General features: G+C 66.1%; 16 protein-coding genes and 2 pseudogenes. 8 read left to right on the plus strand and 10 right to left on the minus strand.

Going from position 1 to position 15,918, the window contains the following annotated elements:
* Positions 1-29 precede the first annotated feature (29 nt).
* Positions 30-563, minus strand: a complete 534-nt coding sequence (locus HNP02_RS26430; protein ID WP_255506967.1) for a hypothetical protein — start codon at positions 561-563, stop codon at positions 30-32.
* A gap of 77 nt (positions 564-640) precedes the next feature.
* Here HNP02_RS26430 and HNP02_RS26435 point away from each other — a divergent pair, with 77 nt between their 5' ends.
* Positions 641-1,015 (plus strand): hypothetical protein, encoded by a 375-nt coding sequence (locus HNP02_RS26435; protein ID WP_184443595.1) that lies wholly within the window; start codon positions 641-643, stop codon positions 1,013-1,015.
* A 43-nt stretch (positions 1,016-1,058) separates the two neighbouring features.
* On the opposite strand, the gene HNP02_RS26440 is transcribed toward HNP02_RS26435, so the two are convergent.
* A complete protein-coding gene (locus HNP02_RS26440; protein ID WP_184443758.1) occupies positions 1,059-1,442 on the minus strand; it encodes a hypothetical protein in 384 nt (127 codons plus the stop codon).
* Positions 1,443-1,565: 123 nt separating this feature from the next.
* On the minus strand, positions 1,566-1,991 hold the full coding sequence (locus HNP02_RS26445) for a hypothetical protein (RefSeq protein ID WP_184443596.1): 426 nt from the start codon (positions 1,989-1,991) through the stop codon (positions 1,566-1,568).
* A 403-nt stretch (positions 1,992-2,394) separates the two neighbouring features.
* On the opposite strand from HNP02_RS26445, the gene HNP02_RS26450 reads away from it, so the two are divergent.
* Genes HNP02_RS26450 through HNP02_RS26465 form a run of 4 tightly spaced genes read left to right on the plus strand, consistent with a single transcriptional unit; the run spans position 2,395 to position 5,613 of the window.
* On the plus strand, positions 2,395-3,294 hold the full coding sequence (locus tag HNP02_RS26450; protein WP_184443597.1) for a hypothetical protein: 900 nt from the start codon (positions 2,395-2,397) through the stop codon (positions 3,292-3,294).
* 2 nt (positions 3,295-3,296) lie between these two features.
* Positions 3,297-3,896, plus strand: coding sequence for a twin-arginine translocation pathway signal (locus HNP02_RS26455; protein ID WP_375373713.1), 600 nt, complete (start codon positions 3,297-3,299; stop codon positions 3,894-3,896).
* A 44-nt stretch (positions 3,897-3,940) separates the two neighbouring features.
* The gene (locus HNP02_RS26460) at positions 3,941-4,945 is read left to right on the plus strand and encodes a patatin-like phospholipase family protein (RefSeq protein ID WP_184443599.1); all 1,005 of its coding nucleotides are present in this window, start codon (positions 3,941-3,943) and stop codon (positions 4,943-4,945) included.
* Positions 4,945-5,613 carry a 2-C-methyl-D-erythritol 4-phosphate cytidylyltransferase gene (locus tag HNP02_RS26465; protein ID WP_184443600.1) on the plus strand — a complete coding sequence of 223 codons (669 nt, stop codon included), beginning with the start codon at positions 4,945-4,947 and terminating at the stop codon, positions 5,611-5,613. The genes HNP02_RS26460 and HNP02_RS26465 overlap by 1 nt, the downstream gene beginning before the upstream one ends.
* On the opposite strand, the gene HNP02_RS26470 is transcribed toward HNP02_RS26465, so the two are convergent.
* Both HNP02_RS26470 and HNP02_RS26475 read right to left on the minus strand, forming a co-directional pair.
* Positions 5,601-6,311 carry a 2-C-methyl-D-erythritol 4-phosphate cytidylyltransferase gene (locus tag HNP02_RS26470; RefSeq protein WP_184443601.1) on the minus strand — a complete coding sequence of 237 codons (711 nt, stop codon included), beginning with the start codon at positions 6,309-6,311 and terminating at the stop codon, positions 5,601-5,603. The two genes, HNP02_RS26465 and HNP02_RS26470, sit on opposite strands and share 13 nt — an antisense overlap.
* A 199-nt stretch (positions 6,312-6,510) precedes the next feature.
* Positions 6,511-7,491: pseudogene (locus tag HNP02_RS26475) on the minus strand (NAD-dependent epimerase/dehydratase family protein); the annotation flags it as partial.
* 132 nt (positions 7,492-7,623) lie between these two features.
* Between HNP02_RS26475 and HNP02_RS26480 the strand changes: the two are divergent.
* Positions 7,624-8,835 (plus strand): low temperature requirement protein A, encoded by a 1,212-nt coding sequence (locus tag HNP02_RS26480; RefSeq protein WP_184443759.1) that lies wholly within the window; start codon positions 7,624-7,626, stop codon positions 8,833-8,835.
* 7 nt (positions 8,836-8,842) lie between these two features.
* Here the strand turns inward: HNP02_RS26480 and HNP02_RS26485 are convergent, their stop codons facing one another.
* The gene (locus HNP02_RS26485) at positions 8,843-10,102 is read right to left on the minus strand and encodes a nitrate/nitrite transporter (protein ID WP_184443602.1); all 1,260 of its coding nucleotides are present in this window, start codon (positions 10,100-10,102) and stop codon (positions 8,843-8,845) included.
* 165 nt (positions 10,103-10,267) lie between these two features.
* Here HNP02_RS26485 and HNP02_RS26490 point away from each other — a divergent pair.
* Positions 10,268-10,537 (plus strand): annotated as a pseudogene (locus HNP02_RS26490) (MerR family transcriptional regulator); the annotation flags it as partial.
* A gap of 28 nt (positions 10,538-10,565) precedes the next feature.
* Here HNP02_RS26490 and HNP02_RS26495 read toward each other — a convergent pair.
* The 4 genes from HNP02_RS26495 to HNP02_RS26510 are packed head-to-tail and all read right to left on the minus strand — an operon-like array spanning position 10,566 to position 14,558.
* A complete protein-coding gene (locus tag HNP02_RS26495; protein ID WP_184443604.1) occupies positions 10,566-11,366 on the minus strand; it encodes an ABC transporter permease in 801 nt (266 codons plus the stop codon).
* On the minus strand, positions 11,366-12,256 hold the full coding sequence (locus HNP02_RS26500; protein ID WP_375373710.1) for an ABC transporter permease: 891 nt from the start codon (positions 12,254-12,256) through the stop codon (positions 11,366-11,368). Before HNP02_RS26500 ends, HNP02_RS26495 begins: the two co-directional genes overlap by 1 nt.
* Positions 12,235-13,425, minus strand: coding sequence for an ABC transporter substrate-binding protein (locus HNP02_RS26505; protein ID WP_184443606.1), 1,191 nt, complete (start codon positions 13,423-13,425; stop codon positions 12,235-12,237). Before HNP02_RS26505 ends, HNP02_RS26500 begins: the two co-directional genes overlap by 22 nt.
* A 23-nt stretch (positions 13,426-13,448) precedes the next feature.
* A complete protein-coding gene (locus HNP02_RS26510) occupies positions 13,449-14,558 on the minus strand; it encodes an ABC transporter ATP-binding protein (protein WP_184443607.1) in 1,110 nt (369 codons plus the stop codon).
* Positions 14,559-14,740: 182 nt separating this feature from the next.
* Here HNP02_RS26510 and HNP02_RS26515 point away from each other — a divergent pair, with 182 nt between their 5' ends.
* Positions 14,741-15,475: a glycoside hydrolase domain-containing protein gene (locus tag HNP02_RS26515; protein WP_184443608.1), complete on the plus strand. Its 735-nt coding sequence runs from the start codon at positions 14,741-14,743 to the stop codon at positions 15,473-15,475.
* The last annotated feature ends 443 nt before the right edge of the window (positions 15,476-15,918 follow it).

A 15,918-nucleotide genomic window follows, 5' to 3' on the forward strand; every position in this document is an offset into this window, starting at 1 on the left:
ATCGGGCACGGCCGTTGTGCGTCGACGCCTTAGATCTTCGTGAGTTTCAGTGGCAGCCGGATGACGAGCGGGCGGTTGACGCCACACGAACCGCTGTCAGTTGTCGTCTCGTCCCAGCCCGTCATCAAGGTGGTGCTGGTGGCATCGACCATGGAGTTGAGGGGGTCGGTGCCCCAGAAGATCAACTGCTGGTGGCCGGTGGCCGGTGGGCCTTGGGGACAGGGTGCCCAGTTGGGGATGTCGTGTTTGAGGATCCACCGGTCCGCGTCGAATCTGATTGGCGCGCTCCAGCCTTGGTCGCTGGTCACCTGTCCGGTGCATTCCCAAGGGCTAGTGCAACTCGTCGACACCGTCCAGGTCGCCTGGACGGTCTTCTCGGACATGAAGACGTCGCCGGTCTTGGCCCAGTCACCGTTCGACAGCACTGAGTAGGTGCCGTTCATCTCGATGCCGTAGGCGGCGTTGGCCGGTGGGGCGATGCCGATGGCGGCTGCCGTCGTCATCACTGCCGCCGCGCCTGTGAACACCCGCATGCCAGTCACCGCTTCTCCAGCAGACGTCATTCTGTGAGTCTAGTGCCTCGCAAAGCAGTGTTCGCTAAAAAGGAGAACATAATTATCGCCTGTGAGAGAGTGAGTGTGTGCGTTCACTGGTTGCTGCCCTAGCGGTCCTGCCCGCCGCTCTGCTGCTGGCCTCGCCTGCCGCGGCGGACGAGGCCGAGTGCAATGACCCCAATTGCACCCCTGGCATTGCTCCGAACATCGTCCTTGGCTCCTACTGCGACAACACCACGTACTACTCGTTCGGCGTGACGTCGTGGGGGCGGCTGGTGTTCTGTGGCTCGCCGCGCCGCTACGAACCGCGATGGTTCCGGTCGCCGGAGATGCACGGCGTCAAGGACGAGAACGCCCTCTGCCCGGCGTTGGAGGGCGAGGTCGCCCAGGCGCCCGACGGACTGTTCCTGACCTGCGTCGCCCAGAACGGCGCGGCCACATGGGAGCGCGGCGACCTCTGAGCCGCGAGGTCCGCACTGGCACAGTCGAAGTCAATGAGTGGCGCTACCAGTTCCGCAGCGAGCAGAGCGCTCCCTTTGGGCCCTGGTTGGTGACTGCCACCTGACCGTCGATGGCGATGACGCAGTGGAAGTTCGGGGTCTGCGGGGACTGCATGCTGGTGGCCGTCACCATGGCCCACTGATCGGGGTTGGCCAACGTGACGTCCAATGTCCACATGCTGTCCGGCCCGAGGTTGGCCTCCACGTTGGGGCTGAAGACATATGGATTGTGGCTGTACTCGGCGAATGACGGCGGGTCGACGTCGCGGTAGTAGATCTCGGCGTTGGGGAACGGACGCTCGGTGAAGACGGTGTACTTCACGTGATGGAGTACCGGTTCGTCAGCCGTGGCCACCGGTGCGCCGGCCGCGAGGCAGCCGAGCACCATCGCTGCGACCGGCAGGATTGTCACCAGCGTGCCACGCGACCTCGGAAACATTATTTTCAGATACTAGAACAATATTTGCGACTAGTGGGCGGTAACGGGCGAGGACGCGGTCGGCGGCCCAATTCAGAAACGCGTCAAGGCGAACGTCCACGTGTTGACCCCGGGCGGGCCGTTGGAGCAGCCCACGTCGTAGGCCGATTCGATCGTCCCCGCCAGGCTGATCGCATCCCATGACCACGTTTCGCGTGCGGGCAGCGCCTGGCCGAAGCACCGCAGGCCGTCGGGTACGTCGGTGACCAACGTGTAGCGGCCGTTGGCCAGTATCGCTTCGCCGTTGTAGTACGCGCCGAAACGCGGACTTGGCCGCGCCCGCACTTGAAAACAACCGGGTCTCGTCTCCGTGCACGTGGTGACGAACCATATCCACGACGCATCGGTGTACCGGTTGGTGAGCACTTGGTAGTTGCCGAGCGTCATGTCGGCTTCGGCCGCCGGTGCCATCGCCACCGCGGCTGCCGCGAGCGCCGTGCCCAAGGCCAAGAGTTTCATCCGCTCGCTCTCCGTTCGCCGCCATCAGAATCAGCTCCGCACGCGGCACGTGCTATGAGCATCATACGGTTCGGAAACAACATTCTCCGAAACTGCACAATCGGATTACTGGCGAAGCTCGGCGCTCATCCTTGTTCGTCGAGGTCTACGGCACAGGCCCGTTCGTGCACGGTGCAGTTCAGGGACTGGGGCGTCAGAAGCTCGATCCGTCGGCCGGCAGCTGATCCCGGGCCTAGTTGTGGACGACCGGCCGCGCTAAGCGCCTGCTCAGATCAGATCAGCATTTCCACAGGCAACAGAGCTACGTGAACCTATTTACACATGGGGTATCGTCGGCGAATACCGAAAACTGAAAATGCCATTCTCACCATGCGCAGTGCTTCACGGATAGACAGGAGGTCGCATGTCGCCTAGCCAGCGAACCTCGTCGGTGCTCAACGGCGATGCCAGGGATCACCCGAGCGACATCGACATTGACAAGGCAACCACCCGCGACGAGGCTCTCGCACTGGCCGACGAGGCCGAGGCCGAGGCGGAGGCCGCCGAAGCCGAGGCCATCGCCGCCGCCGCCCGCGCCAGGGCGCGAGCCATCCGGCTGCGAAGGCAGGCGAGGGTGGCCGCAGAAGCGGCGACCGTCGCCGAGCCGGCCGAGATCGAGGAGACCGCAGCCGTCGAACTCGACGAGCCGACGGCACCCGACATCGCCGACGACGTCGTCGCGGAGACCGTCTCCAACAACGGCGATTCCGATGCCGACGAGCCCGAGTCCCAGCCCGACGATGTCGACGAGAACCCCGGTCGGCGCCGTCGGTTCAAGCGACCCGGACTGAAGGCAATCGCCGCGGCTTTGGTGATCGTGCTGTCGCTTGGGCTGCTGGGCGTCAGCGGATGGATGATGTGGCAACACCACCAGACCGTCGCTGAGCAGCAACGTTCGGCGGAGTTCGCCGCCGCCGCGCGGCAGGGTGTCGTGACGTTGATGTCGCTGAACTTCAGTCACGCCAAGGATGACGTGCAGCGCATCATTGACAACACCACGGGCGACTTCAAGAAGGACTTCGAGGGTCAGGCCGGTGACTTCACCAAGGTGGCTCAGGACTCGAAGGTGATCACCGAGGCCACCGTGAACTCCACCGCCGTGCAGTCGATGACCAGGGACACCGCCACCGTCCTGGTGGCCGTGACCACCCGCGTGTCCAACGTGGCCAGCAAGGAGCAGGGTCCCCGGTCCTGGCGGCTCAGCGTGGACGTGGCCCGCGATGGCGGCCAAATCAAGCTGGCGAAAGTCGAGTTCGTGCCGTGACCATCGAAGTGACCGACGACGTGACCGACGACGTGACCGCCGAAGTGACCGACGACGACACCAGTGCTGAGGACGAAGCCGAGGACGTCGACGAGACACCGCCACGCCGCCCGGTACTCAAGCGCCTGCTGGTGCCGATAGTGCTTGCGGTGCTGCTCCTCGGCTCTGCCGGGCTGGCCTCTTGGGCGTACCTGACCCAGTTCCGTCCCGACCAGCAGACCGACACCGCCGTGGCCGCCGAAACGATCAAGGCGGCCTCCGACGGAACCGTCGCGCTGCTGTCGTACACGCCGGAGACTCTGGACAAGGACTTCGCCACCGCCAAGGCGCACCTCACCGGGGACTTCCTGGACTACTACACGAAGTTCACCACGGACGTCGTCACCCCAGCGGCGAAGCAGAAGTCGGTCAAGACGTCGGCGGCGGTCGTCCGTGCAGCGGTCGCCGAGTTGAAGCCCGACTCGGCGATGGTGCTGGTCTTCCTGAACCAGTCCACCACCAGCAAGGAGAACGTCGACGGCTCGTTCACCGCGAGCGCAGTAAAGGTGAGTCTGACCAAGGTGAACGGCGCCTGGCTGATCTCGGCATTCGACCCCGTGTAACCCCGGCGTCGGCCTCCTCGGGGCGCTGGTTGCAGAATCGCACCATGGCACCTTCGTCGAAGCCCGCCGACCTCGTCCTATCGGGCGGCGGCGTCAAGGGCGTCGGTCTGGTGGGTGCGGTCGTCGCATTGATGGACGCCGGTTACCGGCCGCAGCGGGTATCGGGCACGTCGGCGGGCTCGATCGTCGGCGCGGTCGTCGCTGCTGCGGCCCAGACCGATGAGATGACCGGCGCGCAGGTGAAAGAGCTTGCGCTGCAATTGGACTACCGGAAGTTCCTCGATCCCGGCGTGATAGAACGCGTGCCCCTACTGGGTCCGTCACTGGCCCTGGTCCGCGGCTCGGGCATCTACAAGGGGGACTACGCCCACGACTGGGTCCGCAGCCAGCTGCGCAGCCTCGGCGTGAGCACGTTCGGCGACCTCGCGATCGACGACGACGAACTGCCAAAAGAGCAGCGCTACCGCTTGGTGGTTACCGTCGCCGACGTCACCACCGGCCAACTGGTGCGGCTGCCGTGGGACTACCGACGGGTCTACGACCTCGACCCCGACGAACAGTCCGTCGCCGATGCCGTCCGCGCTTCGATGGCCATCCCGTTCTACTTCCGCCCGGTCCCGCTCACCAGCACCGCAGGACGCACCTCGACGCTGGTCGACGGAGGGCTCTTGTCGAACTTCCCGATCGACTCACTCGACCGCAACGACGGCGAAGCGCCACGCTGGCCGAGTTTCGGCGTCACGGTGTTGCCCAACCTGCCGGACGGCAACGACAAGGTGATCCCCGCGCTCGCTGCGCTGCGACTGCTCGGGCCGACGCATCTGCTGGAGGACATCATCACGACCGCGCTGGTCGGGCGGGATCAGACATACCTGAATCAGCCATGGGTGAATGCCCGCGCCATCCGGGTCGACTCGACCGAGGTCGGGTTCCTCGACTTCGACATCACCGACGACCAAGTGGAGGCGCTCTACGCGAACGGCTACGCGGCGGCCGAACGATTCCTCGCCACCTGGAACTGGTCGGCATATCTGCGTAGGTTCCGCTGATGGAACTGGCCGCGATCGTGCCGTTGCCCGCAACCGTGCACGCCGCGGCCTTCGCGCCCGTGGCGGGGGAGGTGGCGCTCGTCCGCGTCGTGCGCGCGCTGCTCGGGCCGGTGCCCACGTCGGGGATCATCGTCGTCGCCGACGAATCGCTCGTCGCGGAGGCCCGCTCTTGCCTCGACTCGGCGGGGCTGTCAGCGGTATCGGTAATCACCTCCTGGGCACCTGGCACGCGGCGTCAGTGTCTTGCGGCCGCCGTCGAACACCTTGGCCGAGAAGCGCATCCGGCGTCGCACGTGCTGGTCCACGATCACCGGCATCCGCTCGCCCCCGTCGACGTGACCGAGCGCGTGATCGCCGGACTGCGTGCCGGCCATCCCGTCGTCGCGCCCGTGCTCCCGATGACCGACACGGTCAAGGTCGTCGACGACCGCGGCGCGGTGGTCGGCACGGTCGATCGCACCGCGCTGCGCACAGTGCAATACCCCCGCGGCTATCAGAGTGCGGTGCTGGCCCAATCGATCACCGGCGACGCCGACGAGTTCGTCGCCGCATTGGCCGCGGGCACGCCCATCGCCACGGTGGACGGTGACGCCGACGCCTTCGCTGCCGAATTGCCCACCGACGCACCGCTACTCGACGCGATCAGCGCGACGCATCATCCCGGCTGATCGGATCGCGCAAGCAGGCGTGCGGCGACGCGCACGTCGTCGGCGAAAGTGACCTTCAGATTCGCCAGTGCGCCGGGGAACACGTGAACGTCGACGTCGGTGAACTGCTGGATGCACGACGAGGTATCGGTGCCGTCGAAGCCGTTCTCCTCGGCCGCGAGATACGCGGTGAGTAGCGGTATCGCGCGGAACGCCTGCGGGGTCTGCACCCGCGCGAGGATGCTGTCGCCTGCCGTCGAGATGCGGCCGTCCGTGTCAGCGCTGACCACGTCGCCGGCGGGGAGTGCGGGCACCGCACCGCCGAATTCGCGCGCCGTCGCCAACGCGGTGCGCATCAAATCCGGTCCGGCGAGCGGCCGCGCGGCGTCGTGGATCAGCACCACGTCGACGGCGCCCGATTCGATGTCGGCCGCCAGATACCGCAGCACGTTGAGCTCCGAACCGTGTCTGGTGTCGGCGCCCTCGACGAGTTCCACGGTGGCCCAACCGAGCTCGGTGTGCAGCATGCGTTCGGCTAGGTCGCGCTCGCCGCGGCGGAAGACCAGCACCGTGCGGTCGATCTCCTGCGTGCGCGCGACGGCGTCCACCGACCACGACACCATGCTCCGGCCTGCCAGCGGCAGATACGCCTTGTTTCCGTCGGCGCCGACCCGCGTGCCCATACCCGCGGCGAGCACGACACCGACCGCTACAGGCATCCGCTCACGCTAGCGCCCCCTCACGAAGCGCCCTACGGATGGGCGGCGATCGCTACGTTCGACGGTGTGCACCCCCTCCCCGCGAGCGTGCGTGTTTGTCGGCGACACGCCGCGGAATGTCAGCATTTCGTGCACGTTCGCGGCACGCGTGCAAACGTGTGAGCGCTAAATGGGCCTCACGCCTGCGACGCCGAAGTTCCCGATACCAGTCGACCGCTCGTCGGATCGCGTCGTGAATCGGCTCCGGCCGCCAACCCAATTCGCGTTCGGCCTTTCCGTGATCCATCGGCGGCATCACGTGCATCAGGCGGACACTCAGGCTCGACAACTGCATGTCGCGCCTCAACACCCGTCCGGCCACGTCGCCGGCGTAACCCATCACATACACGAGGGACAGCGGAATCCCGAACCGCGGCGGTCGCGAGCCACCCGCTGCGGCCGCCGCTTCGTACAGTTCGCGCGCCGTGATGAAGCGTTCGGAGACGATGTACCGCTCGCCATTGCGGCCCTTCTCGGCGGCCAGCAGTAGGGCGGTCGCCGCATCCTCGATGCCGACCACCTCACTGGCGGTGCCCTTGACGTAGACCGGCATCTTTCCCGCCGCGGCCGCCGCGAGCAGCGCGCCGTGCGGCGTCGGCTGAAAGTCACCGGGGCCGTATGTATTGGCCACGCACAGCACGACCGCGGGCAGGCCATGCTCGGCGGCGTAGCGCAGCACCAGGTTCTCCGCGTCCGCCCTGGACTGGATGTAGTTGCCGCCCTTGTCCGCCCAGTTCATCGCGTCGTCCTCGGTCGCCGGACGATCGTCGCCGGGGATGCCGATGGTGCCGATGGTGCCGATGAACACGAACCGTCGCAGGTCCGCATCCACAGCCGCATCCAGGGCGTGCTGCAGCCCTTAGACGTTCGTGCGAAACAACGGTGCCGGGTCGCGTAGCCATGCCCGGGTGTCGACCACGCAGTAGAAGACGTCGTCGACGCCTGACATCGCCGTGCGCAGCGCGTCGTCGTCGAAGACGTCACCGTAGTGATACTCGACGTCGAGGCCGTCGAGCGCCGCGGTGGAACTGGTCCGGCGCACCAGCACCCTGACGATGTCTCCGCGCTGCACGAGTTGCCTCGTGACGTGGGAGCCGAGGAAGCCGCTCGCGCCGATCACCAGTTTCTTCGGACCTGACATGGCGCGAATGTGGCGGGCTTATCGTCGAGCCGGTACGGTCACCGCCGTCGAGAAAGGACGGGGCCCGTGAACGAGCCTGAACAGCAGCCCGAGCCCCCACGGCCAGCGGTGCGCGCGCACCGCCTGCGCCGCATGACGGGCCGCGACCCACACGAACAGCACCGGGTGGCGACACCGCTGGAACTGCTCTTCGACCTGACGTTCGTCATCGCCTTCGGCATCTCGGCCTCGGAGTTCTCCCACCTGCTCGTCACCGGCCACGTCGGTGCCGGCCTCGCGGCCTTCCTGTTCGCGACGTTCGCGGTCTGCTGGGCGTGGATCAACTTCACCTGGTTCGCGTCGGCGTACGACACCGACGACTGGATCTATCGCCTCATGACGATGATGCAGATGGTCGGCGTACTGATCCTCGCGCTGGGCCTGCCGCCGTTCTTCGCCTCCATCGAGCACGGCGAGCACGTGGACAACACCGTCCTGGTCGCCGGGTACGTAGTGATGCGAATCGCATTGGTGGGGCAGTGGTTACGAGCCGCCCACCAGGATCCCGAACATCGCGCGGCCTGCCTGACGTATGCGACCGTCGTGAGCGCCGTGCAGGTCGGCTGGATCGGCACCATCTTCGTGCACGCGCCGGTGGTGATCTCCTTGGCGATCTGGGTAGTGCTGGTGGGCGCGGAGATGTTTGGCCCGTGGCTGGCCGAGAGCCGCGGCGGCACACCTTGGCATGCCCACCACATCGCCGAGCGGTACAGCCTGCTGGCGATCATCGCGCTCGGTGAGGGCGTCGTCGGCACCGTCGCGTCACTGAGCGCCGTGGTCGGCGAACACGGCTGGACCACCGACGCGATCCTGCTCGTCATCGCAGGCACCGGCCTTACCTTCGGGATGTGGTGGGTGTACTTCGTGGTGCCCGCCGCGGACCTCCTGCACGCCCGCCGCGAGGCGTCCTTCCCGTTCGGCTACGTGCACATGGCCGTGTTCGCGGCAATCGTGGCCACCGGCGCGGGACTGCACACCGCCGCCTACTACGTCGAGGGACACTCCGAGCTCGGCGAGATGGGCACCGTGTTCGCGGTGGCCGTTCCCGTCGGGGTGTACGTCGGTCTGATCTACCTGATCTACGGGATGCTGGTGCGCAGCTGGGACGTGCTCCACCTATGGCTGTTGGTGCTCACCGCGGCCGTGCTGGTGATCGCCGTCCTGCTCGCGTGGGTGGGCGTGTCCATGGCGCTGTGCCTCCTGGTCGTCACGCTGGCACCTGCGGTCACCGTGGTCGGCTTCGAGGTGAGCGGGCATCAACACGCCCAAGCGGCGCTCGCGAAACGCATCGCCGACACTTCGTAGCCGCGACTCAGCTCGCCTCGAAGGTCTCAAGGAGGGAGCGCTCCTGCTCGGCCTTCATCAGGGCGCGAGCCTTCTTGCGGGTGATCAGGATTCCGACGACGGTCACGATCCAGATGACGTACTGCGCGGTCCAGGCCAGCCGGAACGACTCGAACGAATATCCGCCTGCCACGCCGAGGATCACGCCGACTGCCTGCATCACGAAGAGCGAGGCGAGGTATCCGCCCATGTTGACCATGCCTTGGGCTGAACCCAGCGTGGCGCTGGGGTTGAACGTCCTTGCGAAGTCCATCCCCACCATCGACCCTGGGCCGCCGATCGAGATGATCACGACGAGGACGATCAGCAACCAGAGCGGCGCGCGGTGGGGAAGGGCTAGCACCACGGTCCACACCAGGGCGTTGCTCGCGATGATCGACAGCACCACCCATGACCGCCGGTGCGGCTGGCGCCCGGTGAAGATGCCGATCGCAATGCCGGCGAAGATGGCGACGACGACGGAGATGGTCAGCAATGCGCCCGCGACGGCGATGGGCTGACCTTGAGCCACCGTCAGGTAGGGGACACCCCACATCAGTGCGAAGACCGTGATGGAGAACTGGGTGCCCATGTGCGTGAAGAAGCCCAGCCGGGTGCCTGGCCGCAGCCACACCGTCTTGAGGCTGGTGAGGGTGGCGCGCGGTGACATCGTTTCGGTCGCGACGATACGGCCGTGCGGACCGTCCTTGACCACGATCAGCACCAGCACCATGGCTAGTACGCCGAACGCCGACACCGAGACGTACGCCGTCCCCCAGGTGGTCCCGGTGAGCAGGGCCAGGAATGGAAGCGCGGAGAGCACCTGACCGAGCTGGCCGCAGATGCCGGTGAACTGGCTCAGCAGCGGCACCTGCTTTGGCGGAAACCAGTGCGGGACGAGGCGCATGACGGAGATGAAGGTGAAGGCGTCGCCCAGTCCGACGACGGCCCGCGCCCCGATCGCCACGGGCAGCGACGCCGTCAGCGCGAGGATGAGTTGGCCGGTGGCCATCAGCGCGGCGCCTGCGGCGATCAGCGCCCGCGACCCGAAGCGGTCGAGCAATACACCGGCGGGAATCTGAGCGGCGGCATACACCACGACCTGCAGTACGACGAACGTCGACAGCATGCCCGGGCTGGCACCGAACCGCTCGGCGGCGTTCAGTCCGGAGACGCCGAGCGTGGTGCGGTCAAGCACGGCGACGACGTAGGCCAGCAGCCCCGTCCCCCAAATGATCCAGGCACGCACTCGATCAATCGTCGCGTACGGCAGCCTCCGAAGGCCAATCGATTTCCGGGAGTTGCACGAACGATGAACTCTCGCAAACTTCGAGCCGGGTCTACAGTGTGGCTATGCGGTGTCGTGAACCGCGCACGAGTAGGGCCCTGACCGGGCCTTTGTGGGAGCTTTGTGATGGCTGAGTACCGCCTGGAGGCGCTCGCGCAGGCGTCGGGAGTCAGCGTCCGCAACATTCGCGCGTACCGCGAGCGTGGTCTGCTCGATCCTCCGCGCCACGAAGGACGGTCGGCCTTCTACGGCGACCATCACCTGGATCAGTTGACGGTCATCAGCGATCTGCTGCGACGAGGCTTCCACTCCGCGCACATCGCCGAGTTCTTCGCCACCGTGCGCGACGGCGGCGACCTGGCCGACCATCTCGGCGTGCGGGCGGCACTCTTCGGCCGCGGTGGCGACCGGGAGCCATGACCGGTCAGACCCTCGTCGTGGCCGGGTCGCCGCCGAACCGCTGCGCGAGCCACACCGGAATGATCGCCAGCACGGTCAGTGCGGCCGCGACCACGTTGATCACGGGGGCCTGATTGGGCCTGAATAGGTTCCCGAAGATCCAGATCGGCAGGGTCTGCACGGTCGGGCCCGCGGTGAACGTGGTGACGACGATTTCGTCGAAGCTGAGCGCGAAGGCCAGGATCGCACCGGCGACCAGTGCGCCGCGCATCATCGGAAACGTCACGTAGCGGAACGTCTGCCACGACGACGCGCCAAGGTCGGCGGAGGCGTCCTCGAGGGCAGTGCCGAGCCTGCGCAGTCGGGCCTGGGTGTTGTTGAAGACGATGACGATGCAGAACGTGGCGTGTCCGATGATCACGGTCGCCAGCCCGAGCGTGATGCCGAGCGCCGAGGTGAACGTCGCGTTGAGCGCGATGCCGGTGACGATGCCGGGCAACGTGATAGGCAGCACCACCAGGAAGCTGACGGTGTTGCGGCCGAAGAAGTCATACCGTTGCACCGCGAACGCTGCCATGGTGCCCAGCAGCAGTGCGATCGTGGTGGCGCCAACACCGACCAGTGCGGAGTTCGCCAATGACTTCCACATCCCGCTGCTGCCCGCGGCGTCCGCCCACCAGTCCAGGGTGAACCCGGTCGGCGGGAACGCAAAAGTACGCGACGCGTTGAAGGCGTTGACGATGACGAGAAGCATTGGCGCGTAGAGGAACACCAACACCAGCACGGTCCAGGCTCGAGCCATGCGCCGTACGCCGGCAGAAAGCATCAGACGTTCTCCAGCGCGCCTGTGCGCCGCATCGCAAGCAGGTAGAGCACGATCGCGGCCAACGGGATGATCGACAGCGCGGCGGCCAACGGCTGGTTGTTGGCAGTGACGAGTTGCCCGTAGATGATGTTGCCGAGCAGCTGTGTCTTGCCGCCGACGATGGTGACGGCGATGTAGTCACCGAGTGACAGCGAGAACGTGAAGATGGACCCGGCGGCGATGCCGGGAAACACCATCGGCGCGACCACCATTCGCAACGTCGACACGTCGGATGCACCGAGGTCGGAGCTTGCGTCGATGAGCGAGTCGGGGACGCGCTCGAACGCCGCGAACACCGGAATGATCATGTACGGCAACCACAGATAGGTCAGCGTGACGACGGTCGCGATCAGGCCGTAGCCAGGGCTGTACCCGGTGGCCCAGGCCAGCGGGCCCGCCGGTGAGAACAACATCCGCCACGCGTACGCCTTGACAAGGTAGCTGGCCCACAGCGGGGTCGTCACCGCCACCACGAGCGCCAGACGCATGCGTGGCGACGCGATCTTGGCCATGTACAGGGCCAGCGGCACCGCCAGTACCGCGCAGAGGACCGTGACCACCAGCGCCACCCCGACGGTCCGCAGCGTCACCGTCCGGAACACCTCGTCGGTCAACACCCTGGTGATGTTGTCTCCGGTCACGGTGTGCACCACCGCGCCGGTGAACGAGTTGGTGGTCCAGAACGCCGAGACCAGCAGTACGACAAGCGAACCCAGGTACGCCACCACCAGCCAGGTGAGCGGCGGCACCAGCAGGAATGCCAGGCCGAACCGCCTACGGGGCGACCCCGCGGGCGGTTCGGTGGTCAGTCCGTCCGGGGCCGCAACCGTCACCCCTTGATCTGCTGCCACTTGTCGACCCACTCGTCGTAGGCCGTGCAATTGTCCCCGCTGCCGTCGACGCACTGCTTCTGGGGCGTTGTCCAGTAGTGGATCTGGGCGGCGTACGTCTCATCGGTCGCGTGGTAGATGTCGCAGAAGTCCTTCTCGGTGGTGAACTCGCACGCCTTCGTCTGGGCAGGCGCTTCGCCGAAGTACTCGGCCACTTGGGCGTTCACCTTCGGCGAGGTGATCCAGTCCATCCACTTGTACATGCAGTTGGGGTGGGCGGCCTTGGCCGCGACCATCCAGGTGTCCGACCACCCGGTGGAGCCCTCCTTTGGCAGCACGGTGTTCACCTGGACCTTGTTCTCGGTGCCGATCGTGTTGGCGATCACCTGCCACGTCGTACCGATCACCGAGGTGCCGGACTCGAACGCCTGGACCTCCTTGGTGTAGTCCGACCAGTACTCGCTGATGTTCTCCCGCTGCGCCTTGAGCAGCTCGACGGCGGCGTCGAGTTGTGCACTCGTCAGCGAGTACGGGTCCTTGATGCCCAACTCCGGCTTCGTCTTCGAGAGATAGAGCGCGGCGTCGGCGATGTAGATCGGCGAGTCGTAGGCCGTCACCTTGCCCTTGTACTCGCTTGCCCCGTCGAACACCGAGGCCCACGAGTTCGGGGCGTCGTGCACGACGCCGATGTTGTACATCAACAGGTTGGCGCCCCAGCCGTGCGGAATCCCGTACATCTTGCCGTCGATCGAGTTCCACGGCTTGTCCTTGAGGAACGGCGAGATCGACGCGTAGTTGGGCACGAGCGCGGTGTTGACCGGCGCGACGTCACCGGCGTAGATCAGCCGAAGGGTGGCGTCGCCTGAGGCCGAAACCCCGTCGTACTGGCCGCTTCTCATCAACTGCACCATCTCGTCGGACGTGTTGCCGAGCTTGACGTTGACCTTGCAGCCGGACTCCTTCTCGAACGGGGTGACCCAGTCGACCTTCGGGTCGTTGGACCCGTTCTCGGCGTAACCGGCCCATGCGATGAGGTTGAGTTCGCCCTCGCCGTTGCCCACCGCGCTCAGCGGTTCCAGCTTCGGCGGAGCCTGACCGGTCCCGCCGGAAGTATCCGAGCTCGAACAGGCGACCACCAGGGCCGCGCATGCGGCGAGGGTGAGACCGAGTCGCGCGAGTGTGGGTTTCATGGTTGGTGCTCCTGTCAGTTGGATCAGCCGTCCAGGTCGTGTACGGCACTTTCCTTCCACGCCAATGTGATTGGCGCGCCGTGATCGACGTTCGGGGGTAGCCAGGTGCTCGCGGTGAGGACCGTGGCGGTCAGGGTGACACCGGGTGGGGCGTTCGCGACGATCCGGGTCGTTGGTCCGGCGTAGATGACCTCGGACACCGTCGCGTCGACCGTTCGCACACCTGGCACGGCATCGGTGTCGGGTGCGAACACGGCGATGCGCTCGGGTCGGATGGCGAACGTGCCCGGCCTGCCGACGAGTGCGTCGGCTGCGGTGCCGTCCAGTACGTTCGCCGTCCCGACGAAGTCGGCGACGAAGCGATTGGCGGGCTTTTCGTAGACGTCCCTTGCCCGGCCCACCTGTTCGATGCGGCCATCGTTGAACACGGCGAGGCGGTCGCACAGGGTGAGCGCCTCGTCCTGGTCGTGGGTGACGATGACGAAGGTGATGCCGACCTCGCGCTGGATGGCCTTCAGCTCGACCTGCATCTGCTCGCGCAGCTTGAGGTCGAGTGCGCCGAGGGGTTCGTCGAGCAGCAGCACGCGCGGCCGACCGACAAGGGCCCTGGCCAATGCGACGCGTTGACGTTGTCCTCCCGACAACTGGTCAGGGCGGCGCGGCGCCTGAGCGGAGAGCCGGACCATGTCGAGCGCGTCGGCGGTGCGGCGCCGCCGTTCGGCCTTCGCCACGCCGCGCACCTTCAGTCCGTATTCGACGTTCTGGGCCACCGTCATGTGGGGGAACAGCGCGTACTCCTGGAACACGGTGTTGACGTCGCGCGTGCGGGCCGGCCAAGAGGTGACGTCCACCCCGCCGAGCCGGATCGTCCCCGCGGTGGGCTGCTCGAAGCCGGCGATCATGCGCAGCACGGTGGTCTTGCCGGATCCGGAGGGGCCGAGGATCGCGAACAGTTCACCGTCCTCGACGGTGAGGTCGGCACCGTCGACCGCGACGACGCCGTTGGTGCCGCGTTCGTGGAACACCTTGCGGACGCCGATCAACTCGATCTGCGGTTCCCCCTGGGCGGTCGGGTTCGGACGTGGCCCCGTAGATGACACGGTGGCGGTCCCGGAATCCGGCCCAGCAGGCATGGCGAGAATCGTATGGATCGGTGGGTCGAACTGCAGCCCAAAGTATGGATTTCGAATGGAATCGGTGTTTCACCGACTGTTTCCGTCCGTCGGCTACTTCGGGCCGCCGGCCAGAATCTTGATACCTCTGTGGCCAGTGGCGCTGATGAGAATATTGAGGTAGTTGTCATACCCTGGGGTGCATGTCGATTTCCCGGCGCGACGTACTCAAGTACGCCGCCGCCGCGCCTGCCGTGCTCGGCCTGGGCGGCACGTTGGCAGCGATCTCCGCAACGACGGCTGCACCGTCGGCGTCGGCGGCGCCCCTAGGGATCCTGCTCGACTACGCGGCAGGGGTGATCAAGGCATCCGACATCCGCGCGGCGGGAGCGGCGGGTGCCATCAGGTACGTCTCCGACCGCCGCCCAGGGGGTCAGTGGATGCTTGGCAAGCCCATCCTGCTACCGGAGGCTCGTGACCTGTACAACAGCGGCCTCAAGATCGTGTCCTGCTACCAGTACGGCAAGGAGGACACGGCCGACTGGCTCGGCGGCCAGAACGCCGGCGTGCAGCACGCCAAGCGGGGCTGGCAGTTGCACGTCGCCGCAGGTGGGTCCTACGGCGCGCCGATCTACGCCTCGATCGACGACGACCCCTCGTTGGACCAGTACAAGCAGCAGGTCGTGCCCTATCTGAAGGCCTGGGAGTCGGTCCTCGGACGCCAGCGGGTCGGGGTCTACGCCAATTCGAAGACGATCGACTGGGCACTCCAGGACGGCATCGGCTCGTACTTTTGGCAACACAACTGGGGATCGCCGAAGGGATTCACGCATCCGGCAGCGCACCTGCACCAGGTAGAGATCGACAAGCAGAGTGTCGGTGGTGTCGGCGTCGACATCAATCAGGTCCTCAAGCCGCAATTCGGGCAGTGGGACTAAGACTTACTGACCGGTAATATTTGGCAGCAAACTATTGGGCTGCCGCCGGTCTCTTGGGTAGACACATTGGTCGATGTTGTCGCCTCGTGTGAGGCGGCGACGATCCCGTCGGTTACCCAGAATTCGTACATAACGATTCGGTAACAATACTGCCTTGATCTGCGCTGTTGTTGCTACTCGACCGTAACCACGCGCATGCAGGACGTTTGTCCCGGAAGACTCGTGGCCTTCCGCAAGCCCGCGTTACGCAATATGTGGTTACCCGTGCGTAGAACTCGCCAGTAACCATTTGAGGGCAGAAAATGGTCCTGGCTCTCATGACACTCTTATGGGGCTGGCCCGTCCGCTGGGCCGCCCGGGAGGGCAGTCCGGCCGCACTCCTCAACGCCCGAGGAGACGAGACCGGAGCCAGCGAGATTCGACGCCGAATCGCAGGACCCCGC

The sequence above is a fragment of the Mycobacterium sp. AZCC_0083 genome (assembly GCF_014202335.1).
In the GTDB taxonomy this organism is placed as follows: Bacteria; Actinomycetota; Actinomycetes; order Mycobacteriales; family Mycobacteriaceae; genus Mycobacterium.

Coding starts and splice junctions, on each gene's coding strand:
- HNP02_RS26430 (WP_255506967.1), bottom strand. CDS start 563: ATGACGTCTGCTGGAGAAGCGGTGACTGGCATGCGGGTGTTCACAGGC.
- HNP02_RS26440 (WP_184443758.1), bottom strand. CDS start 1,442: ATGGTGCTCGGCTGCCTCGCGGCCGGCGCACCGGTGGCCACGGCTGAC.
- HNP02_RS26445 (WP_184443596.1), bottom strand. CDS start 1,991: ATGAAACTCTTGGCCTTGGGCACGGCGCTCGCGGCAGCCGCGGTGGCG.
- HNP02_RS26450 (WP_184443597.1), top strand. CDS start 2,395: ATGTCGCCTAGCCAGCGAACCTCGTCGGTGCTCAACGGCGATGCCAGG.
- HNP02_RS26460 (WP_184443599.1), top strand. CDS start 3,941: ATGGCACCTTCGTCGAAGCCCGCCGACCTCGTCCTATCGGGCGGCGGC.
- HNP02_RS26465 (WP_184443600.1), top strand. CDS start 4,945: ATGGAACTGGCCGCGATCGTGCCGTTGCCCGCAACCGTGCACGCCGCG.
- HNP02_RS26470 (WP_184443601.1), bottom strand. CDS start 6,311: ATGCCTGTAGCGGTCGGTGTCGTGCTCGCCGCGGGTATGGGCACGCGG.
- HNP02_RS26480 (WP_184443759.1), top strand. CDS start 7,624: ATGACGGGCCGCGACCCACACGAACAGCACCGGGTGGCGACACCGCTG.
- HNP02_RS26495 (WP_184443604.1), bottom strand. CDS start 11,366: ATGCTTTCTGCCGGCGTACGGCGCATGGCTCGAGCCTGGACCGTGCTG.
- HNP02_RS26505 (WP_184443606.1), bottom strand. CDS start 13,425: ATGAAACCCACACTCGCGCGACTCGGTCTCACCCTCGCCGCATGCGCG.
- HNP02_RS26510 (WP_184443607.1), bottom strand. CDS start 14,558: ATGCCTGCTGGGCCGGATTCCGGGACCGCCACCGTGTCATCTACGGGG.
- HNP02_RS26515 (WP_184443608.1), top strand. CDS start 14,741: ATGTCGATTTCCCGGCGCGACGTACTCAAGTACGCCGCCGCCGCGCCT.